The sequence below is a fragment of the Pullulanibacillus camelliae genome (genome assembly GCF_014642655.1).
Classification (GTDB): Bacteria; Bacillota; Bacilli; order Bacillales; family Sporolactobacillaceae; genus Pullulanibacillus; species Pullulanibacillus camelliae.
The window spans coordinates 24,914-46,127 of the sequence record NZ_BMIR01000013.1; the positions used below are offsets into that span (position 1 = coordinate 24,914).

Here is a 21,214-nt window from a genome sequence, read left to right on the forward strand (position 1 = left end):
TCCCCCTTCTATCCCCTTTTATAAAAAGGCGCTTTGATGATTTTTGCCTTACGTCGTTTCCCGCGTATATCAATCTCAACTTCATTGCCAATCTTAGCGAACTCACGGTCAATCAAACCAAGCCCTAAATTCTTTTTTAAAGTGGGCGATTGCGTTCCAGTGGTTACTTCGCCTATTTTATTTTCATCAGCATAGATCTCATAATGCGTGCGAGGAATGCCTTTATCAATCATCTCAAGACCAACAAGTTTGCGTGGAGCGCCATCTTCCTTTTGTTTTTTTAAGGCGGCTTTGCCGATAAAATCTGCCTCTTTATCCACTTTTACAGCAAAAGCAATCCCGCCTTCAATCGGGCTGATTGATTCTGTTAGCTCTTGTCCGTAAAGGGCAAGCCGCGCTTCAAATCGTAAGGTATCACGTGCCCCTAAACCACAAGGAAGGATGCCTTCTTCTTTCCCTGCTTCTAGTAAACTCTGCCAAAGTCCTTCTGCCTCATCCCATGGACAATAAATCTCAAAGCCGTCCTCTCCGGTATAGCCTGTGCGTGAGACGAGACTTTTTACCCCGTTGACATCGACAGGTTCTCTGAATGTAAAAGGCTTAATGGTGCTAAGCGTTTCAGCTGTGAGCTTCTGTAATATTTTTTCGGCTTGAGGGCCTTGAATGGCTAATTGCGCAATACTCGTCGAAACATTGCGAACTTTCACTGTCTCAGAGACATGAGAGTCTATCCATTCAAAGTCTTTTTCTGTATTTGATGCATTGACCACGAGCAAGAAGCGATCAGACGCTTGTTTATAAATGATTAAGTCATCCACAGTTCCGCCTGTTTCATAGCACATCGCTGTATATTGAGCATCGCCTACCTCAAGCTTCGAGACATCATTAGTAACCAGATATTGAAGCAATGCTTCAGCCTCTACACCTGTAATTTCGATTTCTCCCATATGAGAGACATCAAATAAACCGGCACGCTCTCTAACAGCCTGATGCTCTTCCTTAATGCTAGAAAATTGCACAGGTAACTCCCACCCGCCAAAATCAATGGTTTTGGCACCACATTGCTGATAGACTTTGTTCAATGGTGATGTCTTTAATCCACTCACACAGTATCCTCCCTTATATTCTCTATATATAAATGCTAATAAAAGGCGCTTAAGCCTCTTACTAGGTCAACCCTGGGTATACCGTCCAAACATTAGAAAACTTGGCTTGCACCACTTCGCTGGTACTCCTGATGTGATTTTTGCCAATCACACACTTAGGGTGCCCGCAAGCCTTAGATGGCGTAAGCCAAAGTGACACTTACACTCTCTTCCTTTGAGAGCGTCAGCGAAATTATACATTCTGATAGTACAAAAAAAGACAGTAGGAAACAAACCATTCGTTTGTTCCTCTGTCCTTAAACCGGAAAGTTTACTCCAACCTTCTTCGTCGGGCCTCGTCGGTGGCTCTTTCTAAGCACTCTCCAGAGGTGCGTCTAGCAAGAGTCTTTTTGCCTGAGAGATTCGCTATTTACGGCTTGCTCCTTCGGCGTCGTCAACATACACGCTCTCTCCCCATGCTATCATCCGCAGCTATTCAATTTATCGTAATAAGGTATCTTAAATTCGTTTATACTAACTAACAATATCCTATCATTACAACAAGCTTTTCTGCAAGAGTATTTTTTACTCTAGGACGAGATTGCCTTAAAGAAATCAAGCCTTGACTTAGCAGCAATCTATAAATTGTGTAAAAAGCGAGATTTAAACATTATAAAGATTTGTATTGGAGGGAACATCATGTTTCAGCACCCTGAAATAAGATTTGATCGCTCTTGGTATGATTCTTTTATAAAAAGAATCGAACAGGATGGCCCGTGGGCAGATTGGCAGCTTTTTCAGCTGGCTTATACATCTGAACAGCAATTGGCCATTCCCGAATTTCAAGGGCTTGTCGCACCGCAGCATCTTCCTGAATTAAAATTGCTCCCTCATCAAACAGATACCGCAGAAAAGGTCATTGAACACATGCACGGCAAAGCCATTCTTGCAGATGAAGTTGGCCTCGGAAAAACCATTGAAGCTGGTCTTATTATGAAAGAATACATGATTCGCGGATTAGCAAAAAAAATATTGATTCTCGTCCCTGCCTCACTTGTCCTGCAATGGGCAAAGGAATTGAATGAAAAGTTTTATATTCCGGCAGTTCCACAGCGAAAAGCCTACGTTTGGGAGCAATGTGATGTCGTTATTTCGTCCATCGATACGGCCAAACGCCAGCCTCATGCTGATATTATCTTGCAGCAAAACTATGATCTTGTCATCATCGATGAAGCCCATAAACTAAAAAATCATCGAACAAAAAATTATCAATTTGCTAAAAAAATTAAGAAAAAGTTTTGTCTGCTGTTAACAGCGACACCGGTACAAAATCGCTTAAGTGAACTTTATTATTTAGTGACTCTATTAAAACCGGGGTATTTGGGTGATGCTGACTCTTTCTTTCAAGATTATCGTTCTGGTAAGAACAAGGTAAAAAACGAAGAAAAATTAAGAGAATTAATCAACCGCGTCATGGTTCGAAACCGTCGCAGTGATACAGAGATGGATTGGCCAAAGCGTCACGTTGAATCGATTGACATCCCCTTAACACCTGAAGAGAGAAGACTATATGATTCTCTCCTAACATTAAAGGATACCGATATTGTTCAAGGCTTTTCGCTCATCACTTTACAGAGAGAGGCTTGTTCAAGCCGTGAAGCCTTGTATATGACTATAAAAAAACTGTTGGCATCAGCCAATAGCCAATTTATCCAGGAAACCTTACAGCCGATCGTTGATAATATCCAGGCAGTAGAGGTCAATTCAAAGGCACAAAAGGCGCTTGAGCTGATTCAAGCGATTGATGATAAAGTGATCATCTTTACTGAATATCGGGCAACACAGCTCTATTTACAATGGTTTTTACAACAACATGGGATATCATCTGTTCCTTTTCGTGGTGGGTTTAAGCGCAGCAAAAAGGACTGGATGCGCACTCTGTTTCAAAACAATGCTCAAGTCTTGATTGCGACAGAAGCCGGGGGCGAAGGCATCAATCTCCAATTTTGTCATCATGTCATCAACTATGATCTTCCTTGGAATCCTATGCGAATCGAGCAGCGTATCGGTCGAATTCATCGCCTTGGCCAAGAACATGATGTCCATATTTATAACTTTGCCACCAAAAATACGATTGAAGAGCATATTCTGCATTTACTTTATGAAAAGATTCATCTCTTTGAACATGTTATTGGTGAACTTGATGAAATTCTCACTCGACTTGAATTAAAAAATATTGATCAGGAGATTGCTGAGATCTTTGAGAGCTCCGATTCTGAAGGAGAGCTCCGCATTAAAATGGATAATCTCACCAGCGTTTTAAACGCAGAACGCTTGGAACAGGAAGGAGAGGACGCATGGCGTGGAACAGGCAGCGATACATGATTACTTATATCACTATTTCAAAGCAGGTGGCTGCGATATACTCGAAAATCGCCCAGGATTTTTAAAAATCAAGCTGACAGTAGAGCTTGATAAACTACTCATGAATCGTCCCTTTTACTGGCATTACATCGAAAAATTAGGCCAACAAGGGGACACACAGGTATTAGCCCTAAAGACCAATTCCGAAGAAGAGGAAGGTGAATTCATCCATTTTGGCTCACCACGTTTACATCAAATTTTTCAATCAGCCAAGACACTATCACCCTCGATTCGTTTATATGAGGCGCTCACGCCTAAAAGCGGCCAGACCCCTCTATATCCTTGGCTAGGATTAAATGTAAAGGTCAGCTATTGTTCCGATTGGAAACGTGACTACATTCTTTCACTAGGGATCAATCTGGTGAATGGGGCCATTGTTAAAGCTTTTCAAGAAAGTGTAGCTGCCTTGTCCTTAACACCTAAAATTCCTGACTTTTGTTACACCCTTTCCCCCATGATCAAGCCCATCAACGGGCTCTATCGTCTTGAAAGGGTTGTTGAAGGTCTTATTCTAGATGATAAGCATGATTGGGCAACAGACGCCATGGAGCGCTGGGAAGCCGATCTGCAATTACTCACACAATTTTATGAGGATTATGAGGGCGAAGAGGATATAACCGCAGTCTTTGAACAAGAAAAACAAGCACTTAAAGAGCAGTACGAACCCTATGTCAAGGTCAGCATCATTAACGGCGGACTCTTTTACTTAGGTCCAGACGCTATTGTTCTCCATTAGTCTTTTAAGAGGAATTGCCAGTTGGTAAACGGCTTTTATAAATGAGCAATGACCGCTAGAGAAACTAGCGGTCATTGCTTACATACGGCGATGCTTTGGTTTTGCTCTTTTGAATTTCTTTATATAATGTGAAAAAGCATAGGGAATCATACCAAAGAGATGATAACGCACAGGTGGTCTTGCTCCTTTTTTTTCCTGGCGAAGAGACTGTCGCTCCGTTCGTGGCTGATTCATATACTGCACGAATTGTTCAGTTAAATATTTGACATAATCGTTGGAGTTCATCTTTCTCACATCCAAATTGAAATATGTTTTACTCCTATTATGCCCTAAACCGTCTGTCTCTAGCCAAAAAACCAGCAATTTCTTCAGTGATGGTATCCACTGATTTCATTGATGTATTGACAGTGTAGTCTGCCTCTAAGTATTGCGGGAGCCGTTCATTGAGAAGGCGCGTGATTCTCTGCTTGCGATTTTGCGCTAATAATGGGCGAGAATCATCATCCGCCGTTCGCTCTAATACCACACGAGGATCTGTATGAAGGTAGATCACAATACCCTGCTGATGCATAAATTGTCGATTTTCAGGGTTTTTAATAATACCGCCTCCTGTAGTCACGATTGTCTCCGGCCAGGACAGCTCTTTCAAAATGGTGCTTTCATGATGGCGAAAAGCCTCCTCGCCTTCTTCTTTAAAAATGTCATTAATTGTTTTTTGACACACCTTCTCTATCATGTCGTCGGTATCAACAACGTTCATCGAAAGACGTTGGCTTAGGTTTTTCCCAATAGTTGTTTTTCCAGCTCCCATAAACCCGATTAAAAAAATCGTATTCATTATTGTACCCACCTTATTATTTTTTGCTTTGTTTTGTCATAATAAAATATGAGTTGCCCTTGATGGTCCTTATCGACTGTTAAGCTTGCAGTCACCTGAGCAACATCTTGATTATTCTCAATACTATACTTTACCGATCCTTGAGTGTAGTGAAGGTTCCCCTCCGTTAAATCCTCAGATGACTGAATTTTTCTTATGATATCTGCAGCCGCCATTTTCTTGATTTGGTTGTCTTGTATAAAGCGGTGACGCTCGTTTAAAAAGGCTGTATCTAGCTGCATTTGTTCAATTTGAAAAAGAACAAAGGATGTAAAAAGAAAGAGGACAATCATGACAATGGGTAAAATAAAGCCACCCTCTTGCACTATTTTACCATGTTTTCTACAGACCAACGATAAACCGTTCCTTTCTTATCTCTCACTTTAACGTTTATGAGTGAATGGTAAGACGCACAGGTCCATTCCGTGATGTCATTAAGAGCAATTTCATAGCCACTATGATTTAGTGTCCTTAACACTCGCATGCCACTCTGGCGATAATCAATCAGATCTTCATCTTTTTGAAAGCTTATGTCATTGGGCTCGCATTGTATCTCCTGACCACTTTCCAGCTCTTTTTGAAATTGATGCATGAATAGCCAAATATCCTTACGGCCCCATCGTTCAGCGGGCGCTTCATGAAAGGTGATAGTAGCTAGTAACATAATAAGAGCCGAGATCATATATAACAGGCTTAGGGCAATCATGGTTGACAACAGAGTATAACCTTGTTGCTGTTGCCATATGTTTAGCGTTCGCCGCATAGTGGTTGCCTCCGTTTTATTTTAGCCTGCCACCGCAAGCACACTCTTACATGTCCACGTTCTAGCTCACTCCATGTCAACGTGAACCGCTGTGCGGATTGCTTCATCACTGAGGGCCGTTTTTGGTGATTAATGTGCCACTCATTTAACGCTTGATTCATTAAAGTTAACGCCGTCTCTTCCCTTTTTATTTCTTTTCGCTCTTCTAGTGTGTGGATGTAAATGGGGACAATAAAGCTTGTGCAAACCATTAAAATGGAAAGTGCTGCCATGGTTTCTAATAGCGTGAATCCTTGCTCATTTGGCTTCAACATAAAATCTCCCTTGTCCAAGTAAAAAAGTGAACTGATAACGATAGTGCTTGGAAGAAATAAAGAGCGTTCCCGCCTGATCGATATTCCCTTGTCGATTAAAACTCACCTTGAGAGTATGTGTCCCCGAAGCAACCGTGATGCCTTGTGGAATGGCTATCCTTTCTATTTTATTCCCGTTTACACTAGAATCAACAGTGACAAAGTGAGCATGCGTATTAAAATGAATTGTAATATAATGCTCCCGAGCTAAAGCCGTCATTTGAGCAAGGTACATGAGTTCCTCGATATTCCCCTCAAATTGCTGAATGACCTCATGTTCACGAATATCGCTTATTTTCATGAAGATAAGTGGGAACACACTTAACATGATGGACATGACAATCATCACCTCTATTAAAGTATAGCCCGCCTGCTTATGCATCTCTTCAATGGCTCGCTGATCCAGCTTGGACCACTTCACCATCGCTGTTCAATGCTAATGTTGCACCAGGACAGGTCACACTTTCTACATACCCCTCTTCTTTTAGATCCTCCAACGTCTCTGGTAAATGGCCCGTATCCGCTTGATAAGCAGCCACTTGGCTTTGCAACAAATTAACGGTGGTTTGACAGCTTTTATGACTTGCCACTTCATGGCTTTTCGTCATGTTCGGAATAACAATCAATAACAATATGGAAATAATCGACAAAACTATCATCATTTCGATTAATGTGAAGCCTTCATTCTTTCGTAAAATGTTCAATAGAACTCTCCTTTCCGTTATTTAGATCCCATCGATCATGTGAAAAATTGGGAGCATAATTGATAGAAAGAGCAGAATAATCAACCCTGCAAATAAAACAAAAAATACAGGCTGGATCATGGCAAAACATTTCTTAATGCCAAGATCCATACGCCTTAAAACAAGCCCACTGTAATCAAATAACATCGCACCTAAACGCCCGTAAGATTGGCCATTATGAATGACAACGGCTAACTCTTGTAGATAATAAGAGCGATTAGCAATACTATCTGTAAGAGCTATCCCTTGGTGTAATTCAAAGCTCACTTGTCGCGCCTCAGATTGTATAAATGGCTGATAAACCTGCTCTGCCATTAAATCAAGAGCTTGATTAACAGACATACCCAGCTGAAGTAAACCACCGAAATGGAAAGAAAAAAGATAAGTAAGATATACCTTAGTAGGTTTGGATGTAATGGGAAGCCGAAGAAGAAGAGAGAGCTTCTGACGTAAGGAAAGTCTCTTTTGCAAGGCGAAAATGAGGAAACATATCAAGAGGCAAACCAAGATTAAGAAGAGTGAGAGAGGGAAAAAATGACCACTCAATGCTAAAAGGACTTTAATCAAAAAAGGGGTTTTTATTGATAGGGAAGTATAGATTTGTTCGAAGCTTGGCAACAGGTGATTAACCATCACATAAACCATGACACCGAACACCCAGAGGAGAACGAATGGATAACGCAGCACGCGGTCAAGCGTTTGCTTTTGTTTTTCTCGAAAGTGAAGCAAATGCCCAGCTTCCATAAAACCGCTTGGTAAATCTCCTTTCTTTTCTGCAAAATACAAAAAGCTACAAACATCCTTGGAAAAATTATTTTGTGCAAACACTTCTGAAATGGCTTTTCCCTGAGAGAGCTCATTCAACAGTTTATCTATACAATCTTGGATAAATGCTTTTTGTTGATAAGATTGGAGGTTGATAGCCGCAGCCAGTGAATAGCCTCTTTCTAAGCACTTTCCAACTTCAGTCAAAAATGAGGCTTGATCTTTGAGCTTCCACTTATGAATAAACATGTGATGAAACCCCTAATTGATCCGATTCATTCTCTGCAACATACCCAAGAGTAAGAGCTTGTCGGTAATAGTCCTCTAGTCTTTTGTATGCCCGCGGCTGTTTGCTTTCAGCCTGAAGCATATCATGAAGCGGTAACCCCGTAAGAATTTCAAAAATTGCCGTCCGTTTTATTGATTTGAGTGGTATTTTGGATACATATTTCTGATGATGGGCATCACCCTCTTCAATGGGATGATGAATATTAATTAATCTTTGAGCGACCACACCGACAAGCGTTTCTTTTAAATCAAATCGGGACATGCCTAGTTCAAGCAAGCGTTGAATGGTTTGAGCAGAATTAGAAGCATGAATCGTAGAAAAGACAAGATGCCCTGTTAAGCTGGCCCTCACAGCAATGCGCGCTGTTTCTTGATCGCGTATTTCGCCAACCATAATAATGTCTGGGTCATGTCTCAAAATTGCTTTAAATCCAGCATCATACGTCAGCTCTGCCTTTTCATTCACTTCCATTTGTAAAAAATCTTCAGTGCTTTTCTCAATGGGGTCTTCCAATGTTACGATGCGAGAATTGAAACGTTTCTTAGCTGCGTTTAACAATGTGTACATCGTCGTGGTTTTACCCGAGCCAGTCGGACCAGAAAATAATAGCAATCCACTTTCTAAATTTAAAAAGGTGAGCAACCGGGCCGTTGCATCTGAAAAAATAGAAAGATCACTCATTTGGGTATCCATCGCTTGGGGCAGTAAGCGAATGACAAAGCTTTCACTATATTTAGTGGGAAGGGTAGAAAAGCGAAGATGAACGCGTTGGGCTTTAATCCTCACGTCGAGCGCACCGTCTTGTGGCTTGCGTTTATCACCAATATCCATGCCTGCTCTAAATTTGAAATGAGAAATTATTCGTTCAGAAAATGATGTGGGAAGCGTTGTAAGATCGTAAAGGTGTTGGTTTATACGGAGCTCAATCAACATATCTTCTTTCCTTGGAACAAAGTGGATATCAGAAGCGTTTAATTCGAAGGCTGTTTGCAAAATCTCCTCACTCTTTTTTTGGACAACATTCAATCAACCACCTACTTTCTAATAAATTTGGTTTGCCTATAAGGATTTCGACATATTTTTTCAAATTCCTGCAACATTATAAATTTTTTATTTAAAACCTAGATTATTCATAGAAAATCCGTAATGAGATAGAAACTCTCATACATCAAGTGATTTCGCTAAAATCATAACACATCAAATAAATGAAAAAAGAAGCCATTTCTGATAAGGTTAAAGCGTCGAACAAATAACCATCAGATGGGATTCTTATAATGGCTCCTTTACCGCAAATAACGCTTGATTTCAATCGTCAAATGATGGAGGTTCACTCTCCTCTGATACCGGCGAGTTCTTATTTCGAGAATTTGACGTTTATCTCGCTTCTTTCGTCGATCTGATGACCAATCGATTGAAGGATTAAACCAAGCCAATCAAGAGCTTTTAGAAAAAGTCCAATACGGACAAGGATCATTAAAGTGGCCAGCAAATGAGTAAAGTCAGGGCGATCTTTGTACTTCAAATGTTCTTCCAGTTTCGTGTATCAAACGTTTTTTTGGGACATACTTCAACGCATTCAAGCATTAAAACTCGAGTGATTGGAGCGTATGGCGCGAGACTCCTGCGGGAAAAGTGCGTCCAAGTGAGACCCCGCAGGAGCTTGCGACGAGGAGGCTCACGGACCGCCCGCGGAAAGCGAGTGCCAGAAGCGGAAATCACCTGCTGATGCCATGCCTGACTTCAGAGGGCAAATAGAAAACTCCCTTTCAGGAAAGAGCTTTTAAAACTTTTTTAGGCACCAAGGGTGGAGTATGCCCAAAAACAGGTGATCGCACAGTGCCTAATTATTTTTATTTCTTCATCGCAGTGTATAACGCCGTCCTTTTCCTAATAAAGGAATGAAAAGTATGGTTTTGTACTTAAACCTCGTTTTCTTTGCAGGTATGAATAAATCAGGTAAAAGTCTCTCATCATATGATAAAAATACCGTACTGGTGAAATTTGCATCGGATTTAAGAAAACATACAGGGCTGCCACATCGCTTAAATTTTTATCGTGCGCAAGGAAGATTGGGATCTGATTCCATTTCAGACACTCGTTTTCCGTGAAGAGTGGTAAACCCTTCAAGCTGCTGCATCTATGTCTTCCAATCAATAACACTTAAGAAATTGATTCATATAATAAATGAACCCTCTAGGCAGACTTTTTAGTGTCCACACTATAGGGTTCATCTCACTGACGCTTTACTTGGTTACTGTTGGTTCAAGACACATGTTTGGCTGATATGGAGTGCTCATCCCTTAGCTGTTGTAAGCGTGTCCGATTAAAACCAACAATGAGCTTTTCACCATCCGTTAAGATGGGGCGTCTCAATAATTTTGGTTCATCATGAAGCAATTTTAAAACCTCACTGACTTTTAGCTCATCAATATTCACATCTAAATTTTTAAAGGTTTCGCTTCGGGTAGCCAAAATCTCTTTGATCCCATCTGTAGTTAGCTGTATAATCTGCATCAGCTCATCAATATTAGGCGTTTCCTTAAAAATATGACGTTCTTCATAATGAATGTGATGCTGTTTGAGCCATGCTTTCGTCTTCCGGCACGAGGTACAGCTCGGGTAGGTGTAGAAAATCATTTGCGTCATGTCTCACCCTCCTCCCTTACGTGATCCTTACCTCAATTGTTTCCCTATTCTTATTATTTATAAACACGCTAAGGAATAATTATTGGGAATTTTTTTAAGTATGTTTTGAGAAGGATTATTAAAACAGGTATGAGTGTTCCGCAAGAATGCTTTAATAAGTTGGGATAAAAGTGTTATTTTTTAGCTATAATAAATAAAGGGTTTACATTTTGTGCTTTTAGAATATTTACATTTCTTGATTGATTGCATATAATGACTATATGTACGAAATGCGTCAGGAGGGATCTTAATGCCTAAAATGTACAGAGTGATGGCGTTTTGGACTGCGGCCTTCGCTGTAATGGCTCTGGCAGGTGGCCTTGTACCCATGGCCCTCATCTTTTTTGCTAATACGGTTTTCTTTGTCGCAGTGAGCTTTTTGAACTTATCCGAACGTATGTACATTTATATTTTCGGAGCTTATTTAACACTCTTCTTTATTTTATTTACATACTGGTCCGCCTTTATGATGGATCCAGGAAGCAGCTAATAGCCGGCTACTAGTTTAGGCTATCTATCCTCAGAGAAACGCATAATGACCAACAAACGTCAGGAGATTTTTCTCCTGACGTTTGCGCTTAAGATCTTGCCATATAAATGCGATAATTCAAAGCTTGATACTTTTCCATAGTTTTAATGTGTTCCAACCATATTTCAAAAGCTTCAGCATCGAAGCCTTGTGACAGTTCAATTGCTGGTACACTAGGGAGCTCCGTCATGCTTTGCAGGAAATCCAAACCATTATATACCTTAACCTCTTTGAAGCCTGTCTGTTGGAGCTGCTCCACCCACTCCTCGGTGGTCAACACATTGTGAACCCCATAAACCCTTTTAATCTCCGCAATCTCTTCTGGCCTTAATTTATAATCAGATGTCATTTCAATATCTAATAAACAGCCCTTCGGTTTTAAAACTCTATAATACTCTTGGAGTGTCTGTTCAATATTTGTGAATACCGTTACCGATTCTGCAATGACTTTATCAAACATCTCACTGGATAGGGGGAGATGTTCTACATCAGCTTGTAATAACGTAATAGGCGCTTGTTCCCAGGCGGCGCGTTTTTTTGCATGCTCAATCATAGCAGGATGCTTATCAACAGCCACGACATTGCACTTGAAATGTTTCGCTAAATATACGGAGGTTTCCCCCGTTCCACACCCAACATCTAATACATGCTCTGCGGCATTTGGCTTTATCGAATCAAGCAAGGCTTTGGTTAAAGGAAATCCACCGGGATGGGCACTTGAAATCCCCAGTTTTGCTAAAAAATCCAGATATTTTTGATCGTTCACCTCTGTCTCCCCTTTTTACATAATCACCCTATCTTATGTCAGGATTAGAAAAGGGGTTCGAAGGTTCGCACTCAGAAATAAGAACTTATGTAAGAAAGGGATTCATCGCTTGTTCCTCACCAATGGTTGTTTCAAAGCCATGCCCTGGGGCGACACGGGTCTTCTCTGGCAGCGGAAGCAGCTTATTTTCTATGCTTTCAAACAGCGTCAGCTGATCGCCACCATAAAGATCAGTCCTTCCAACACTTCCCTTAAATAAAACATCTCCCGAGAAAATGACATGATCATCCGGAAAATAGAAAGAGACACTCCCAGGAGAATGGCCAGGTGTTTCGAAAATGGTAAACTCAAACCCCCCTATAACCAATGCCTGCTGTTCTCCAATTATAATTCTTTCCGCAGGCTGACAGTGACATGCTGAAACCATAGGAAAATGCGCTGACCCATTTTTATCGGGATTACTGAGCCAATCCGCTTCATTTTCATGTAGGTACACAGGAATGGTGTACTTTGTTCTAACCGTTTCTAAGGCGCCAATATGATCAAAATGCGCATGGGTCAATAAAATAGCTAGTGGCTGGGCTCCACATTCCTCTATGTATTGGAATATTGCCTGTGGCTCTTCCCCAGGATCAATGATGAGAGCTTCCTTTGATTCGTTGGTTAAAATATAGGCATTGGTTTGTAAAGGCCCTAATGGCATCCGCTTCCACTGCATCGCTTTCACCTTCCAAAGTATGAATAGTTTTTCTTAAGTATATCCTAGAATAGAAGGGGAACAAAGCCCCTTCTTTTGCGCCATTATTTGAAAAAGTCTCGACAAATCGAGTGGGTAAAGGTACAATGTAAGTGGATACATAAGGATATGAACATTGTTTTGAGGAGGAACGTGCTCATGGTGATTGGCGTTATTTTTCTCATTATTGCCATCTTGTGTTTATTGGCTATTTTTAGAGAAGCCAAAAGACGTAATTTTTTTGGTGCAGGATACGCCCTGATTACTTGTGTCGTCTTAGGGTGGTTTTCCATCATGACAATTATTGATGTCCTGAACGGCGGCGGGGTTGATGTCGGGGGTTGATGTGCCAGGTCAACCTCCTTTTATTATGATCACCAGCGCTACTCATGCATAGCATTTTATACCATTTACACATTCCACGACTCTTCTCAAGATTTTTTTCAAAAAAAAGAAGGCAGCTAAGCTAACCTTCTTTTTCACTAATCATCTTCGATCTCTGCAATATTTTTAATTTTGTCTTTTACACTAGAATAGCGCTGTTTACTTATAAAAAATGTATGTTGTTTTAGCTCGAACGGTATATTTTGGTCAGTTAAATAGTGCTTGATCTTGATACAATCATCCCGGCCATTTTTTGCATTAAAATGGACCATTTCCATTTCTTCAGGAAGATGCTCACGACACCACTTACGAATACGGGATCGTAATTGATTCGGGTCACTTTCATTAAAGAGATGGATGCCCTCTGATTGATCTGGATCGACTTTATACACTCGATAGATACCCTCTTTGTTCTTTACTGCGATAATCATGACGTCATATCCTGTATCTGTTCGCATAAAGCAATAGTCCAATTCATACACCCTCTCTTATCTAAGCTATCACTGATTATTTCATAAGGCGTGAGACATACATGGCTTATATAAATTTTTTACCCCATTCATTAACGGCTCTAACCTTAATAATCTGTGATAATAATCTTATTATATCAGTTTTTTCTTATAAAAGTAAGCGTTTTCAAAATTTGTTACCTCTTTGTCACATTTGTAGCTAGTCCTTTACCACAACAGCCTCTAAGTATCCAGTCATCGCGTAGAGCTGCTCTATCTTAAAATCGATGCTTTCACAATGCCTTCCCTCACATCTGTCCCATCATTTAACCTATAATTTGCTATGAAAGCAAAAACTCAAGTGACAAAAACCAAAGGCCTATGGGTCGGACACCAACAAAGCGCTGTTTGATGTAAGCCCAAGCGGTCCCTTGAGCGCTGTGGAAAAATCAACAGCAGAAGTCCCCTCCTCAAGATTGCAAAAGCTTGGCTTATCCAAACAGTTTCAGGGGGCAAAAGGGAAAGCCTGAATTTCTATCCTCTTCCTTAAAAAGTGTTTGCGAAGATCATGCTTTCTGATAATAGAAAAAAGAAGGCCCTTTGCCTCCTTTTCGCTACATGTAAAAGTTCGCTAAAAAAATCCCTAAAGCTTTTTGATAAATCTCAGCAAATTGACTGAGCGGCACAGGATTCTTCTCCCGTCCTAGTTCAACAGTAAAGCCAGGTTTTCGCCACTCGTTAATAAACCAATCTTTATATCCTGCGTAGCTGTCCACATACTGAATAGGCTTATATCCGCTCACACGAGCAAATTCTGTCGCAATGTTTTCAGCTTCTGGTGGTTCCTTTTTTTCAAACCCCCAATAAAATTCCTCACCCTGAGTATGAAAAGCTATCACACGCTCGAAGTCTCGCTGCTTCGTTAATTCTGCTATTGCTTTGGCTTCTGGCTCACTCAATGGATGTGCACCTGGATAATCAGCAGGACCAGGTGATTGCTCTCTACGTTGTTGTTCAATATCCCACCCTGCCGGAAATTGATCATTTAAATCGACCCCGTGAATATTGGCCTTCCACTGAGAAAAATCTGATTGCCCACCGTTCATTTTTAAAACATCTGCTTTTCGCTCCTCTGCAGCGTCTGCCCCGTGAATGACAAGATCTACCCCATCAACATTGACCATCGGGACAATGGACAATGTGGTTGTTTCATAAAATGGGGCCATACTCAATCCACGAAGCGTCCGGCGATTTGTCAGGGAAAGAAGGTAGTCATTTAAAAACGTCATAATGACTGGCGTTGTAATCCACTCCCGTGCATGAAACGCACCATTGATATGCAATTGCTTCTGTCCCTGCCCAATCTGTATTTCTGGAATCTTCTTCCCAAGCACAGACTGTCCCACGGTCTGCTGGCGGATAAAGGGATAAACAGCAGACAAACGATTGATATCCTTGATCATCGTCTGGTAATCATAAGCTTGATTTCCTTTAATAATTGATTTTGTCATGCGAATCGGAATAGAGACCGAATCTCCAGCATTCAAGTGATAGGGATCAAGCTTTGGATTCATCAATAACAATGCATCTAAAGGGAGCTGGCGTTGGGTGGCAATGCGCCATAAAGAATCCCCAGGCCCTATTTTAACTGCATGCTTAACATATCCTGGAATCGAGACCTGTTGCTCCGGCTGGAGTTGCTCAGCATCTAATTCACGATTACTCGCTAAAATTAACGCCAAAGGAATGTCGAATAATTGGCTGTAATAAAAGAATGTATCGCTCTCTCGAACAGTTACTTTCATTGGGTTCCCCTCCTGTTCCTCTCCTTACTCCATTCTATGAAACAGGGGGTACAAAATATGTGAAGGTGGTGTTATTGAACAGGCGGATTTAAATTCGCTTGAGTTGTTTATTAATCAACCAAGCTCCGCCTATGACACCTGCATCGTTTCCTAGGGTTGCTTTACAGAGCTCCAATCCCTCATAGACACCAGGTAAGGTAAAGGCTTTGATATAGTGATCAACCGGTTTTAACAGTGTCTCTCCAGCTAAAGAAACACCACCACCAATCACAATTTTTTGTGGGTTTAGCAGGATAGCTACATTGGATAGTGCCTCCCCAAGATATCGAGCAACTTCATCCACAATCGATAGCGCAAAAGGATCTTCCTCTTTTGCCGCATCAAAAACATCCTTAGTTGTCACATCCTGTTTGTCCTGATAGATTGCATACAATTTGCTTTCTGGATGATTTTGATAGTCTTTCAAAGCCATTCTTTTGATTGCTGTGGCAGAGGTCACGGTTTCCAAACAACCTGTTCGTCCACAATTGCAAAGATAGCCCCCTTCTGAAACTGCGGTGATATGACCAATTTCTCCAGCCATTCCACCTATCCCATGAGCAATTTGTCCGTTAATAATAACCCCTGCACCTACACCTGTGCCTAGCGTAATACAGATAAGATCGATGGCTCCTTCCCCTGCCCCCTTCCACATTTCCCCCAATGCCGCTAAATTGGCATCATTATCTACTGCCACAGGCAAAGCCGTTGCTTTTTCAAGCGCTGCTTTCAAAGGGAAATTCTTCCATCCAATATTAACTGCTTCAAAGACTGAGCCATCTTCAAAATTAATAAATCCTGGAGCACCCATGCCGATGCCAATAATCTCTTCCTTCGCATGCGCATGTTTCTGCAATTGTTCATCAAGGCTATTTGCAATATCACGCGTAATATTTGCTCCATTATCCGTCAGATCTGTACCAATTTCCCATTTATCAATAATGGCTCCCGTCTCATCAATAAAAGCCATTTTTATCGATGTTCCCCCTAAATCTACACCAACAGTCCACTTTTTCTTTTCCATATACTTTCCCCATCCTTCGGTTATTTCACCCGCTGACATCCTACGATGTAATCGATTGCGAAAGCGGTTGTTTTTTCTTATTGTCTCAAAAGTCAACGCATCTGTCTAATATCTTATGACTTTTATTTTGAAGTTTTTCCAAAGTAATTGCGCATAAAAAACTCACCCTTATGCATAAAATGGGACAAATCCTAGCTTTATTAATGAGGCGATGAAAATGTCCGCACAAAACAATACAAAGAAGTCATTATTGATTTGGGTGATCCTTTTATCGTTATTAACCGCCATATTTTTATATTTTTTAAACCATCGGTTAGATTCAGAAGAAAGCATGATCTATTTTCCCGAGGATACGAATCTGCATTTTAGTAAAAAACAAACAACACTTGCCGTAAGAAAACAAGCGCACACAGCAAAACTTCTTTGGACAACAGCCTCAAAAACAACTGCACCGTCTTATTTAAGGCAAGATGTCTCGTTATTATATAGAAATGGACAATTAGTCAGCATCATGAATAAATGGCAGCAACAGATTGATGCGTTAGAACAAAACAAAGAACTCACATTGAAACAAGCGGGATATTATGAAGGCATAACGGCCCATTATGCCGAAGCCCACTATCCAAGTGATATTATAAAATCCAAAACGCGAATGTCCTATGATCATTTATCAATCATGGGAAAAAGCATGCAAAGTTGGGACAGCTTTCAAATTCCTGTCACTCAATCAGAGATCGAATGGAATGATCAATTCACACGAGCACAGCAGGAAAAAAATCGGGCTTTACTGAAGCAAGCGGAACGAAAATATCAAATCCCTGTGCAGGAATACGACGTTTTTCCACTGACTTATTTACATATTTTCGATTACAATACACTACCGGGGTTAAACAAAAAAACGACCCATAGAGTCGTCAGTCAACTATGGGAAGGTCTTTATAATCATTATATTCTTGGTGTCGAACCTGCCAGCCATGAGAGAGAAAGCGCCTTAGGGAGCCAGATGCCTTTGATTTTATATCACAGAAACGCTGATGAAATTCTTGTTGTGATTAAGACAGCCGAAGGAGACCTTGCTCTTCTCAAGCAAACCTTCTAGGCTTCTGTTTGGACAACCTTTTTTAGAAGCGTGTTAAAGAGAAATGCACCGCGCCTTTTAACAAGAGCATTGTCAAACGGAGCCATAAGTTGACGAATGATCATGATACCCATCATAAGTTTTAAAAGCTTAAAACGATTCTTATATAAAAATAAGCAAAGGATCATTAGTACAAAAAGTCGGATGACCATGCCTCTCATCAAATCCCTCCACATCTTTTAAAAATAGTATGTGGAAGAGTCAGTTAGTTTATCCAAAATAAAAATATGCTGCCACCAAGCGCACCTGCAAATAAACTCGATAATCCATTTACAGCATTATTCGTCATCCATCGCAGACCACCAACATGATGTGCTGGTTTGTCACAATGATGGGATTTATCTGTAAAACAGTCACAAACCGTACAGTGATACCGCGCTTGACCATACGCACCTAAAAGCGTATCAACAAATTGCCCGATCCAGCCTAATAGTGCAATTGTACAAATCGTGATGAGGGTATTTTTAAACGAATCATGGGGAATAAGTGTCAGGCTGTCTAATGCAATGATCAGGCTGCCGAGCATTCCTGCCAATGATCCTATTCCTGTCATCGCTCCTGAAAGGCCTTTAGGCACCCGCCGCCATAATCTGAGATGAAAAGGCGCTTTTCCTAGCGTCGAGCCAACCTCTGACGCCCATGTATCAGCTGTTGCCTCAGTGATTGACACGATATAAAACCCTAACCAAAATGGTGAGGGTAATAGGATCTGACCAAGGGCTGCAAGGAGTGGCCAGCCACCATTAGCAAGGACTTGAACAAGATTTCTCTGTTCGGGAGATGGCTTTGTCGTTCGTTGGTTACGCCGAATAACTGAAGTCAGCAGGTTAGATGATATAAAAAAGAGAAAAATAGCAATTAGACCAGCAATATGGAAAGCATACACTATTGCAATACCCATGATGATCATGCCAAGTGCTCCTGCAAGGGTTAGCCAGCGTTTATATAACGAAAGAAAACCTATGAGGATTAATCCAACCATAGCAAGACTTAAACTGAGCATTTCATCACCTCAGAAGGGGTGACAATCATGTCAACTGCAATATCGTGCGACTCTGCTGGCACTTGATTACAAACTTGACAGTCTACAGCTTGTGCCACCTTCACTGCCGAACATGACGCAAGAAATCGATCATAATAGCCCCCACCAAAGCCAATACGATAGCCACGGGGATCAAAAGCAAGACCCGGAACAATGATGAGATCCATCTCTTTTTTTGGCACAGACATAGTGAGAGCAAGCTTGGGCTCATGCAAATTATAAAAAGATTTTTCTACCTGATCCCAGCGAGTGATTTCTCGAAAATCCAAACGTCTTTCCTCAGGGAAACATTTTGGAATGACCACACGCTTATGGGACTGCCATGCCGCTTCAATAAGTGCTGTAGTATCAAGTTCATTAACCGTTGACACTGTTACAGCCACAGTTTCAGCCTGTTGCCACCAACTTTGCTGATATATCTGTTGATGTATTTTACTTGCCTCTATATCTAAATTTGTTATCTCTTGCAAGCAACGTTTCATGTTTTTCCTTAATTCTTTTTTTGATAACACCCGCATCTCTCCTCTTAATCCCCCAACCAAAAAAATTGCCATCAAAGCCTGGTCCGAACGCACTCAGATATTCCATGCTCCCGCTATTTCTTTTGGATAAGCTCCAAGATTCCTCAAAGAATAGCTTAGCTTTTACTCCTAACCGAAGTTAAAGTCCTCTTGAATTTTTACATATCATTTGCAAAACGCCTCAAGGGGTTACCGTTTAGAGGCCCTATCCTATACCTTCTAAAAGTTGCACTTATAAGGTCTCCCGCAACGTTATAAATTCTGATATTATTAGAAAACTTGACTTTTACGTTTCGGCATTCCTGATGTGATTTTTTTCAAACCACACACTAAGGCATTACCATGCTTTAATGATGAAAGTCAAAGCCCGAACTTATACTCTCCTCCTTTATGAGTGATAGAGTATAAGAAAAACCGGGCAAAAAGCATGCCCGGTCCTTGTCCTTAGTATAGGGCATCGTCCAATATGAAAGAGGCTTCATTGCCTGGTCAAGCGGATGGGAGCGCAGGGCGCGAGATTCGGAACACTCTAAAAACGTGTGTTCCTCGGGCGCCGCTGACTCATGCTGCGGATACTAGACTCCTGCGGGAAGTGGGAGATCGGTAAGACCTTAGGACCTTAGCAGTGTGAAGGCGCGAGGAGACTTACCACTCCCCCGCGGAAAGCGAGCGGCCTGGAGCGGAAATCCGCATCGTCCTCATGACCAGAAATTTTATGCTTTCTTTTCTTTTAAAAAAATAAACAGTAGGCGTGCCCACTGTTTACTTCGTTTCCCTATGCAACGTATGTCTCCGCAAACGCGGGGAGTATTTTTTTACTTCAATACGTTCTGGATTTGTACGTTTATTTTTGGTTGTAATATAATTACGGTCACCAGTTTCGGTACATTCGAGAATAACTTGTACACGCATGGATTATCCCTCCACTTCTCTAACATTCTACATACCATATTATGATAACAAATGTTGGTTCAACAGGCAAATAAAAAATTTATATTCGGATGATCCTTAAATTTTCTTTAATAAAGAGATTTTACCACACAAGGAAATGATTACAGTGTTTTGTCGAAAAAAGATTACAATTTCCTTTCTTTTTCTACAAAACTCTTTTTATCCTATACTAAGTTATGTTATAAGTAATGGAGAGAGTAAATAACTAGGAGGATCATTATGGGATACATACTACTCGTTTTGGTCATCATTGGTTTAATTGTTCTAGCCCTTTCCTTTTTCAAGCAAGACAGTGTTAAACAGCTTGAGGAACAAATTGAAGGCACGTCAATTACAATGATGCAAGAATTATACAAAGTGAAAAAGAAAATTCGTGTGTTAGAAGAAGAAATGATGATTGATGATAAATAGAAGGAGGATCACACATGACTAGAAATGGCATGCGCGCTTTTGCTGCCGGTATAATTATCACATGTGCTGTTATTGCCTTTTTCTATTATTTTATATTTAATGATGCAAAAGGCTCTTCAGAGAAGGCAACCAATAAGTCGCTTACTGACAGTGCGGTTGAAAACTACTTGAATAAAAAAGGTCAAACAGCCATTGACCAAGCCACTTATGACAAATGGCAAGCTGAGGATCGTCAGCTTCAAGATGGGAAAAAGACAAGCGACGATAAGAAAAGCAGCTCTGATAGTGCAGCATCCGATTCAGATAAAAAGGATGATCAATCTAAAGCAGCTAGTGATAAGAAAGAGGAATCTGAGTCAAAAACCGTCACTATCAAGGTAAAATCCGGCATGACATCTACTGACATTGCTGATCAACTGCAATCTGAAAAAATCATTAAGGATAGCCAAAAGCTTGTGGATTATATCGTTGGCCACGACCTTGAAAAGTACATTCAACTCGGTTCCTACAAGATTAAAAGTGATATGACCATTCCACAAATCGCTAAAGTCTTAAGCACATACCATCGATAATCCATTAATATTGAAACAGGTCTACATTCTAAGAACATAGAATGTAGACCTGTTTTTATCTGTATTAATGTATCAATACATTGACTTATCCCGCTTCGCTTGGTAAGTCTGATCTGATCATTAAAAA

General features: G+C 40.8%; 28 protein-coding genes, 1 pseudogene and 1 riboswitch. Of the genes and pseudogenes, 8 read left to right on the forward strand and 21 right to left on the reverse strand.

Going from position 1 to position 21,214, the window contains the following annotated elements; all coding sequences use genetic code 11:
• Positions 1-8 precede the first annotated feature (8 nt).
• Positions 9-1,106, reverse strand: a complete 1,098-nt coding sequence (gcvT, locus tag IEW82_RS13110; protein ID WP_188695015.1) for a glycine cleavage system aminomethyltransferase GcvT — start codon at positions 1,104-1,106, stop codon at positions 9-11.
• A 371-nt stretch (positions 1,107-1,477) separates the two neighbouring features.
• A riboswitch (glycine riboswitch) is annotated at positions 1,478-1,571 on the reverse strand.
• A 213-nt stretch (positions 1,572-1,784) separates the two neighbouring features.
• Here gcvT and IEW82_RS13115 point away from each other — a divergent pair.
• A complete protein-coding gene (locus tag IEW82_RS13115) occupies positions 1,785-3,470 on the forward strand; it encodes a DEAD/DEAH box helicase (protein ID WP_188695018.1) in 1,686 nt (561 codons plus the stop codon).
• A complete protein-coding gene (locus IEW82_RS13120) occupies positions 3,448-4,245 on the forward strand; it encodes a YqhG family protein (RefSeq protein ID WP_188695021.1) in 798 nt (265 codons plus the stop codon). Before IEW82_RS13115 ends, IEW82_RS13120 begins: the two co-directional genes overlap by 23 nt.
• A 78-nt stretch (positions 4,246-4,323) precedes the next feature.
• On the opposite strand, the gene IEW82_RS13125 is transcribed toward IEW82_RS13120, so the two are convergent.
• The 10 genes from IEW82_RS13125 to IEW82_RS13170 all read right to left on the reverse strand — a co-directional run bounded on the left by IEW82_RS13125 (position 4,324) and on the right by IEW82_RS13170 (position 9,557).
• Entirely contained in the window at positions 4,324-4,530 is a 207-nt protein-coding gene (locus IEW82_RS13125) for a YqzE family protein (protein WP_188695024.1), read from the reverse strand.
• Between the two features lie 37 nt (positions 4,531-4,567).
• Entirely contained in the window at positions 4,568-5,083 is a 516-nt protein-coding gene (locus IEW82_RS13130) for a shikimate kinase (protein WP_188695027.1), read from the reverse strand.
• Positions 5,083-5,475: a competence type IV pilus minor pilin ComGG gene (gene comGG / locus IEW82_RS13135; protein ID WP_188695030.1), complete on the reverse strand. Its 393-nt coding sequence runs from the start codon at positions 5,473-5,475 to the stop codon at positions 5,083-5,085. Before comGG ends, IEW82_RS13130 begins: the two co-directional genes overlap by 1 nt.
• Entirely contained in the window at positions 5,448-5,885 is a 438-nt protein-coding gene (locus IEW82_RS13140; protein ID WP_188695032.1) for a competence type IV pilus minor pilin ComGF, read from the reverse strand. Before IEW82_RS13140 ends, comGG begins: the two co-directional genes overlap by 28 nt.
• Positions 5,870-6,199 (reverse strand): competence type IV pilus minor pilin ComGE, encoded by a 330-nt coding sequence (comGE, locus tag IEW82_RS13145; RefSeq protein WP_188695035.1) that lies wholly within the window; start codon positions 6,197-6,199, stop codon positions 5,870-5,872. Before comGE ends, IEW82_RS13140 begins: the two co-directional genes overlap by 16 nt.
• Positions 6,183-6,662, reverse strand: coding sequence for a competence type IV pilus minor pilin ComGD (gene comGD, locus IEW82_RS13150; protein WP_188695038.1), 480 nt, complete (start codon positions 6,660-6,662; stop codon positions 6,183-6,185). Before comGD ends, comGE begins: the two co-directional genes overlap by 17 nt.
• Positions 6,625-6,942 (reverse strand): competence type IV pilus major pilin ComGC, encoded by a 318-nt coding sequence (gene comGC, locus IEW82_RS13155; protein WP_229672602.1) that lies wholly within the window; start codon positions 6,940-6,942, stop codon positions 6,625-6,627. The genes comGD and comGC overlap by 38 nt, the downstream gene beginning before the upstream one ends.
• Before the next feature lie 21 nt (positions 6,943-6,963).
• Positions 6,964-7,995: a competence type IV pilus assembly protein ComGB gene (gene comGB / locus IEW82_RS13160; RefSeq protein ID WP_188695040.1), complete on the reverse strand. Its 1,032-nt coding sequence runs from the start codon at positions 7,993-7,995 to the stop codon at positions 6,964-6,966.
• Complete coding sequence (gene comGA, locus IEW82_RS13165) at positions 7,982-9,061, reverse strand: competence type IV pilus ATPase ComGA (protein WP_188695043.1); 1,080 nt, start codon at positions 9,059-9,061, stop codon at positions 7,982-7,984. The genes comGB and comGA overlap by 14 nt, the downstream gene beginning before the upstream one ends.
• 328 nt (positions 9,062-9,389) lie before the next feature.
• Positions 9,390-9,557 (reverse strand): hypothetical protein, encoded by a 168-nt coding sequence (locus tag IEW82_RS13170; RefSeq protein ID WP_188695252.1) that lies wholly within the window; start codon positions 9,555-9,557, stop codon positions 9,390-9,392.
• Between IEW82_RS13170 and IEW82_RS13175 the strand changes: the two are divergent.
• Positions 9,490-9,633, forward strand: a pseudogene (locus IEW82_RS13175) (IS1380 family transposase); the annotation flags it as partial. The gene IEW82_RS13170 and the pseudogene IEW82_RS13175 sit on opposite strands and share 68 nt — an antisense overlap.
• Positions 9,634-10,297: 664 nt before the next feature.
• Here IEW82_RS13175 and IEW82_RS13180 read toward each other — a convergent pair.
• On the reverse strand, positions 10,298-10,681 hold the full coding sequence (locus IEW82_RS13180; protein ID WP_188695047.1) for a Spx/MgsR family RNA polymerase-binding regulatory protein: 384 nt from the start codon (positions 10,679-10,681) through the stop codon (positions 10,298-10,300).
• A 289-nt stretch (positions 10,682-10,970) separates the two neighbouring features.
• Between IEW82_RS13180 and IEW82_RS13185 the strand changes: the two genes are divergently transcribed.
• On the forward strand, positions 10,971-11,210 hold the full coding sequence (locus IEW82_RS13185) for a DUF2626 family protein (protein ID WP_188695049.1): 240 nt from the start codon (positions 10,971-10,973) through the stop codon (positions 11,208-11,210).
• 88 nt (positions 11,211-11,298) lie between these two features.
• Here the strand turns inward: IEW82_RS13185 and IEW82_RS13190 are convergent, their stop codons facing one another.
• Together IEW82_RS13190 and IEW82_RS13195 are read right to left on the reverse strand one after the other, a co-directional pair.
• The gene (locus IEW82_RS13190; RefSeq protein WP_188695052.1) at positions 11,299-12,015 is read right to left on the reverse strand and encodes a class I SAM-dependent methyltransferase; all 717 of its coding nucleotides are present in this window, start codon (positions 12,013-12,015) and stop codon (positions 11,299-11,301) included.
• Between the two features lie 85 nt (positions 12,016-12,100).
• On the reverse strand, positions 12,101-12,733 hold the full coding sequence (locus tag IEW82_RS13195) for an MBL fold metallo-hydrolase (protein WP_188695054.1): 633 nt from the start codon (positions 12,731-12,733) through the stop codon (positions 12,101-12,103).
• 177 nt (positions 12,734-12,910) lie between these two features.
• Between IEW82_RS13195 and IEW82_RS13200 the strand changes: the two genes are divergently transcribed.
• On the forward strand, positions 12,911-13,096 hold the full coding sequence (locus tag IEW82_RS13200; protein WP_188695057.1) for a DUF2759 domain-containing protein: 186 nt from the start codon (positions 12,911-12,913) through the stop codon (positions 13,094-13,096).
• Positions 13,097-13,233: 137 nt separating this feature from the next.
• Here IEW82_RS13200 and IEW82_RS13205 read toward each other — a convergent pair whose 3' ends face one another.
• From IEW82_RS13205 to IEW82_RS13215, 3 genes are all read right to left on the reverse strand, one after another.
• Complete coding sequence (locus tag IEW82_RS13205) at positions 13,234-13,566, reverse strand: hypothetical protein (RefSeq protein WP_188695060.1); 333 nt, start codon at positions 13,564-13,566, stop codon at positions 13,234-13,236.
• A 632-nt stretch (positions 13,567-14,198) separates the two neighbouring features.
• A complete protein-coding gene (locus tag IEW82_RS13210) occupies positions 14,199-15,389 on the reverse strand; it encodes a M14 family metallopeptidase (protein ID WP_188695063.1) in 1,191 nt (396 codons plus the stop codon).
• 88 nt (positions 15,390-15,477) lie between these two features.
• On the reverse strand, positions 15,478-16,452 hold the full coding sequence (locus IEW82_RS13215; RefSeq protein WP_188695067.1) for an ROK family glucokinase: 975 nt from the start codon (positions 16,450-16,452) through the stop codon (positions 15,478-15,480).
• A 217-nt stretch (positions 16,453-16,669) separates the two neighbouring features.
• Here IEW82_RS13215 and IEW82_RS13220 point away from each other — a divergent pair, with 217 nt between their 5' ends.
• The gene (locus IEW82_RS13220; RefSeq protein WP_188695070.1) at positions 16,670-17,551 is read left to right on the forward strand and encodes a hypothetical protein; all 882 of its coding nucleotides are present in this window, start codon (positions 16,670-16,672) and stop codon (positions 17,549-17,551) included.
• On the opposite strand, the gene yqgO is transcribed toward IEW82_RS13220, so the two are convergent.
• The 4 genes from yqgO to rpmG all read right to left on the reverse strand — a co-directional run bounded on the left by yqgO (position 17,548) and on the right by rpmG (position 20,065).
• Positions 17,548-17,751 carry a protein YqgO gene (gene yqgO, locus IEW82_RS13225; protein WP_188695073.1) on the reverse strand — a complete coding sequence of 68 codons (204 nt, stop codon included), beginning with the start codon at positions 17,749-17,751 and terminating at the stop codon, positions 17,548-17,550. The two genes, IEW82_RS13220 and yqgO, sit on opposite strands and share 4 nt — an antisense overlap.
• Positions 17,752-17,795: 44 nt before the next feature.
• Positions 17,796-18,593 (reverse strand): DUF92 domain-containing protein, encoded by a 798-nt coding sequence (locus IEW82_RS13230; protein WP_188695076.1) that lies wholly within the window; start codon positions 18,591-18,593, stop codon positions 17,796-17,798.
• Entirely contained in the window at positions 18,581-19,144 is a 564-nt protein-coding gene (locus tag IEW82_RS13235) for a 5-formyltetrahydrofolate cyclo-ligase (protein WP_188695079.1), read from the reverse strand. The genes IEW82_RS13230 and IEW82_RS13235 overlap by 13 nt, the downstream gene beginning before the upstream one ends.
• A 771-nt stretch (positions 19,145-19,915) precedes the next feature.
• Positions 19,916-20,065: a 50S ribosomal protein L33 gene (rpmG, locus tag IEW82_RS13240; RefSeq protein ID WP_188695082.1), complete on the reverse strand. Its 150-nt coding sequence runs from the start codon at positions 20,063-20,065 to the stop codon at positions 19,916-19,918.
• 258 nt (positions 20,066-20,323) lie between these two features.
• Between rpmG and IEW82_RS13245 the strand changes: the two genes are divergently transcribed.
• Both IEW82_RS13245 and IEW82_RS13250 read left to right on the forward strand, forming a co-directional pair.
• The gene (locus IEW82_RS13245; RefSeq protein ID WP_188695086.1) at positions 20,324-20,515 is read left to right on the forward strand and encodes a hypothetical protein; all 192 of its coding nucleotides are present in this window, start codon (positions 20,324-20,326) and stop codon (positions 20,513-20,515) included.
• A gap of 14 nt (positions 20,516-20,529) precedes the next feature.
• The gene (locus IEW82_RS13250) at positions 20,530-21,087 is read left to right on the forward strand and encodes an endolytic transglycosylase MltG (protein ID WP_188695087.1); all 558 of its coding nucleotides are present in this window, start codon (positions 20,530-20,532) and stop codon (positions 21,085-21,087) included.
• Positions 21,088-21,214: the final 127 nt, after the last annotated feature.

Bases quoted from the DNA above. Each gene is read 5' to 3' on its own strand.
- comGD (WP_188695038.1), bottom strand. From the start codon at position 6,662: ATGGTGAAGTGGTCCAAGCTGGATCAGCGAGCCATTGAAGAGATGCAT.
- rpmG (WP_188695082.1), bottom strand. From the start codon at position 20,065: ATGCGTGTACAAGTTATTCTCGAATGTACCGAAACTGGTGACCGTAAT.
- IEW82_RS13220 (WP_188695070.1), top strand. From the start codon at position 16,670: ATGTCCGCACAAAACAATACAAAGAAGTCATTATTGATTTGGGTGATC.
- IEW82_RS13115 (WP_188695018.1), top strand. From the start codon at position 1,785: ATGTTTCAGCACCCTGAAATAAGATTTGATCGCTCTTGGTATGATTCT.
- IEW82_RS13245 (WP_188695086.1), top strand. From the start codon at position 20,324: ATGGGATACATACTACTCGTTTTGGTCATCATTGGTTTAATTGTTCTA.
- yqgO (WP_188695073.1), bottom strand. From the start codon at position 17,751: ATGAGAGGCATGGTCATCCGACTTTTTGTACTAATGATCCTTTGCTTA.
- IEW82_RS13140 (WP_188695032.1), bottom strand. From the start codon at position 5,885: ATGCGGCGAACGCTAAACATATGGCAACAGCAACAAGGTTATACTCTG.
- IEW82_RS13210 (WP_188695063.1), bottom strand. From the start codon at position 15,389: ATGAAAGTAACTGTTCGAGAGAGCGATACATTCTTTTATTACAGCCAA.
- comGE (WP_188695035.1), bottom strand. From the start codon at position 6,199: ATGTTGAAGCCAAATGAGCAAGGATTCACGCTATTAGAAACCATGGCA.
- IEW82_RS13185 (WP_188695049.1), top strand. From the start codon at position 10,971: ATGCCTAAAATGTACAGAGTGATGGCGTTTTGGACTGCGGCCTTCGCT.
- IEW82_RS13125 (WP_188695024.1), bottom strand. From the start codon at position 4,530: ATGAACTCCAACGATTATGTCAAATATTTAACTGAACAATTCGTGCAG.
- comGB (WP_188695040.1), bottom strand. From the start codon at position 7,995: ATGTTTATTCATAAGTGGAAGCTCAAAGATCAAGCCTCATTTTTGACT.
- IEW82_RS13200 (WP_188695057.1), top strand. From the start codon at position 12,911: ATGGTGATTGGCGTTATTTTTCTCATTATTGCCATCTTGTGTTTATTG.
- IEW82_RS13205 (WP_188695060.1), bottom strand. From the start codon at position 13,566: ATGATTATCGCAGTAAAGAACAAAGAGGGTATCTATCGAGTGTATAAA.
- IEW82_RS13215 (WP_188695067.1), bottom strand. From the start codon at position 16,452: ATGGAAAAGAAAAAGTGGACTGTTGGTGTAGATTTAGGGGGAACATCG.
- IEW82_RS13250 (WP_188695087.1), top strand. From the start codon at position 20,530: ATGACTAGAAATGGCATGCGCGCTTTTGCTGCCGGTATAATTATCACA.
- IEW82_RS13180 (WP_188695047.1), bottom strand. From the start codon at position 10,681: ATGACGCAAATGATTTTCTACACCTACCCGAGCTGTACCTCGTGCCGG.
- IEW82_RS13195 (WP_188695054.1), bottom strand. From the start codon at position 12,733: ATGCAGTGGAAGCGGATGCCATTAGGGCCTTTACAAACCAATGCCTAT.
- IEW82_RS13130 (WP_188695027.1), bottom strand. From the start codon at position 5,083: ATGAATACGATTTTTTTAATCGGGTTTATGGGAGCTGGAAAAACAACT.
- IEW82_RS13230 (WP_188695076.1), bottom strand. From the start codon at position 18,593: ATGCTCAGTTTAAGTCTTGCTATGGTTGGATTAATCCTCATAGGTTTT.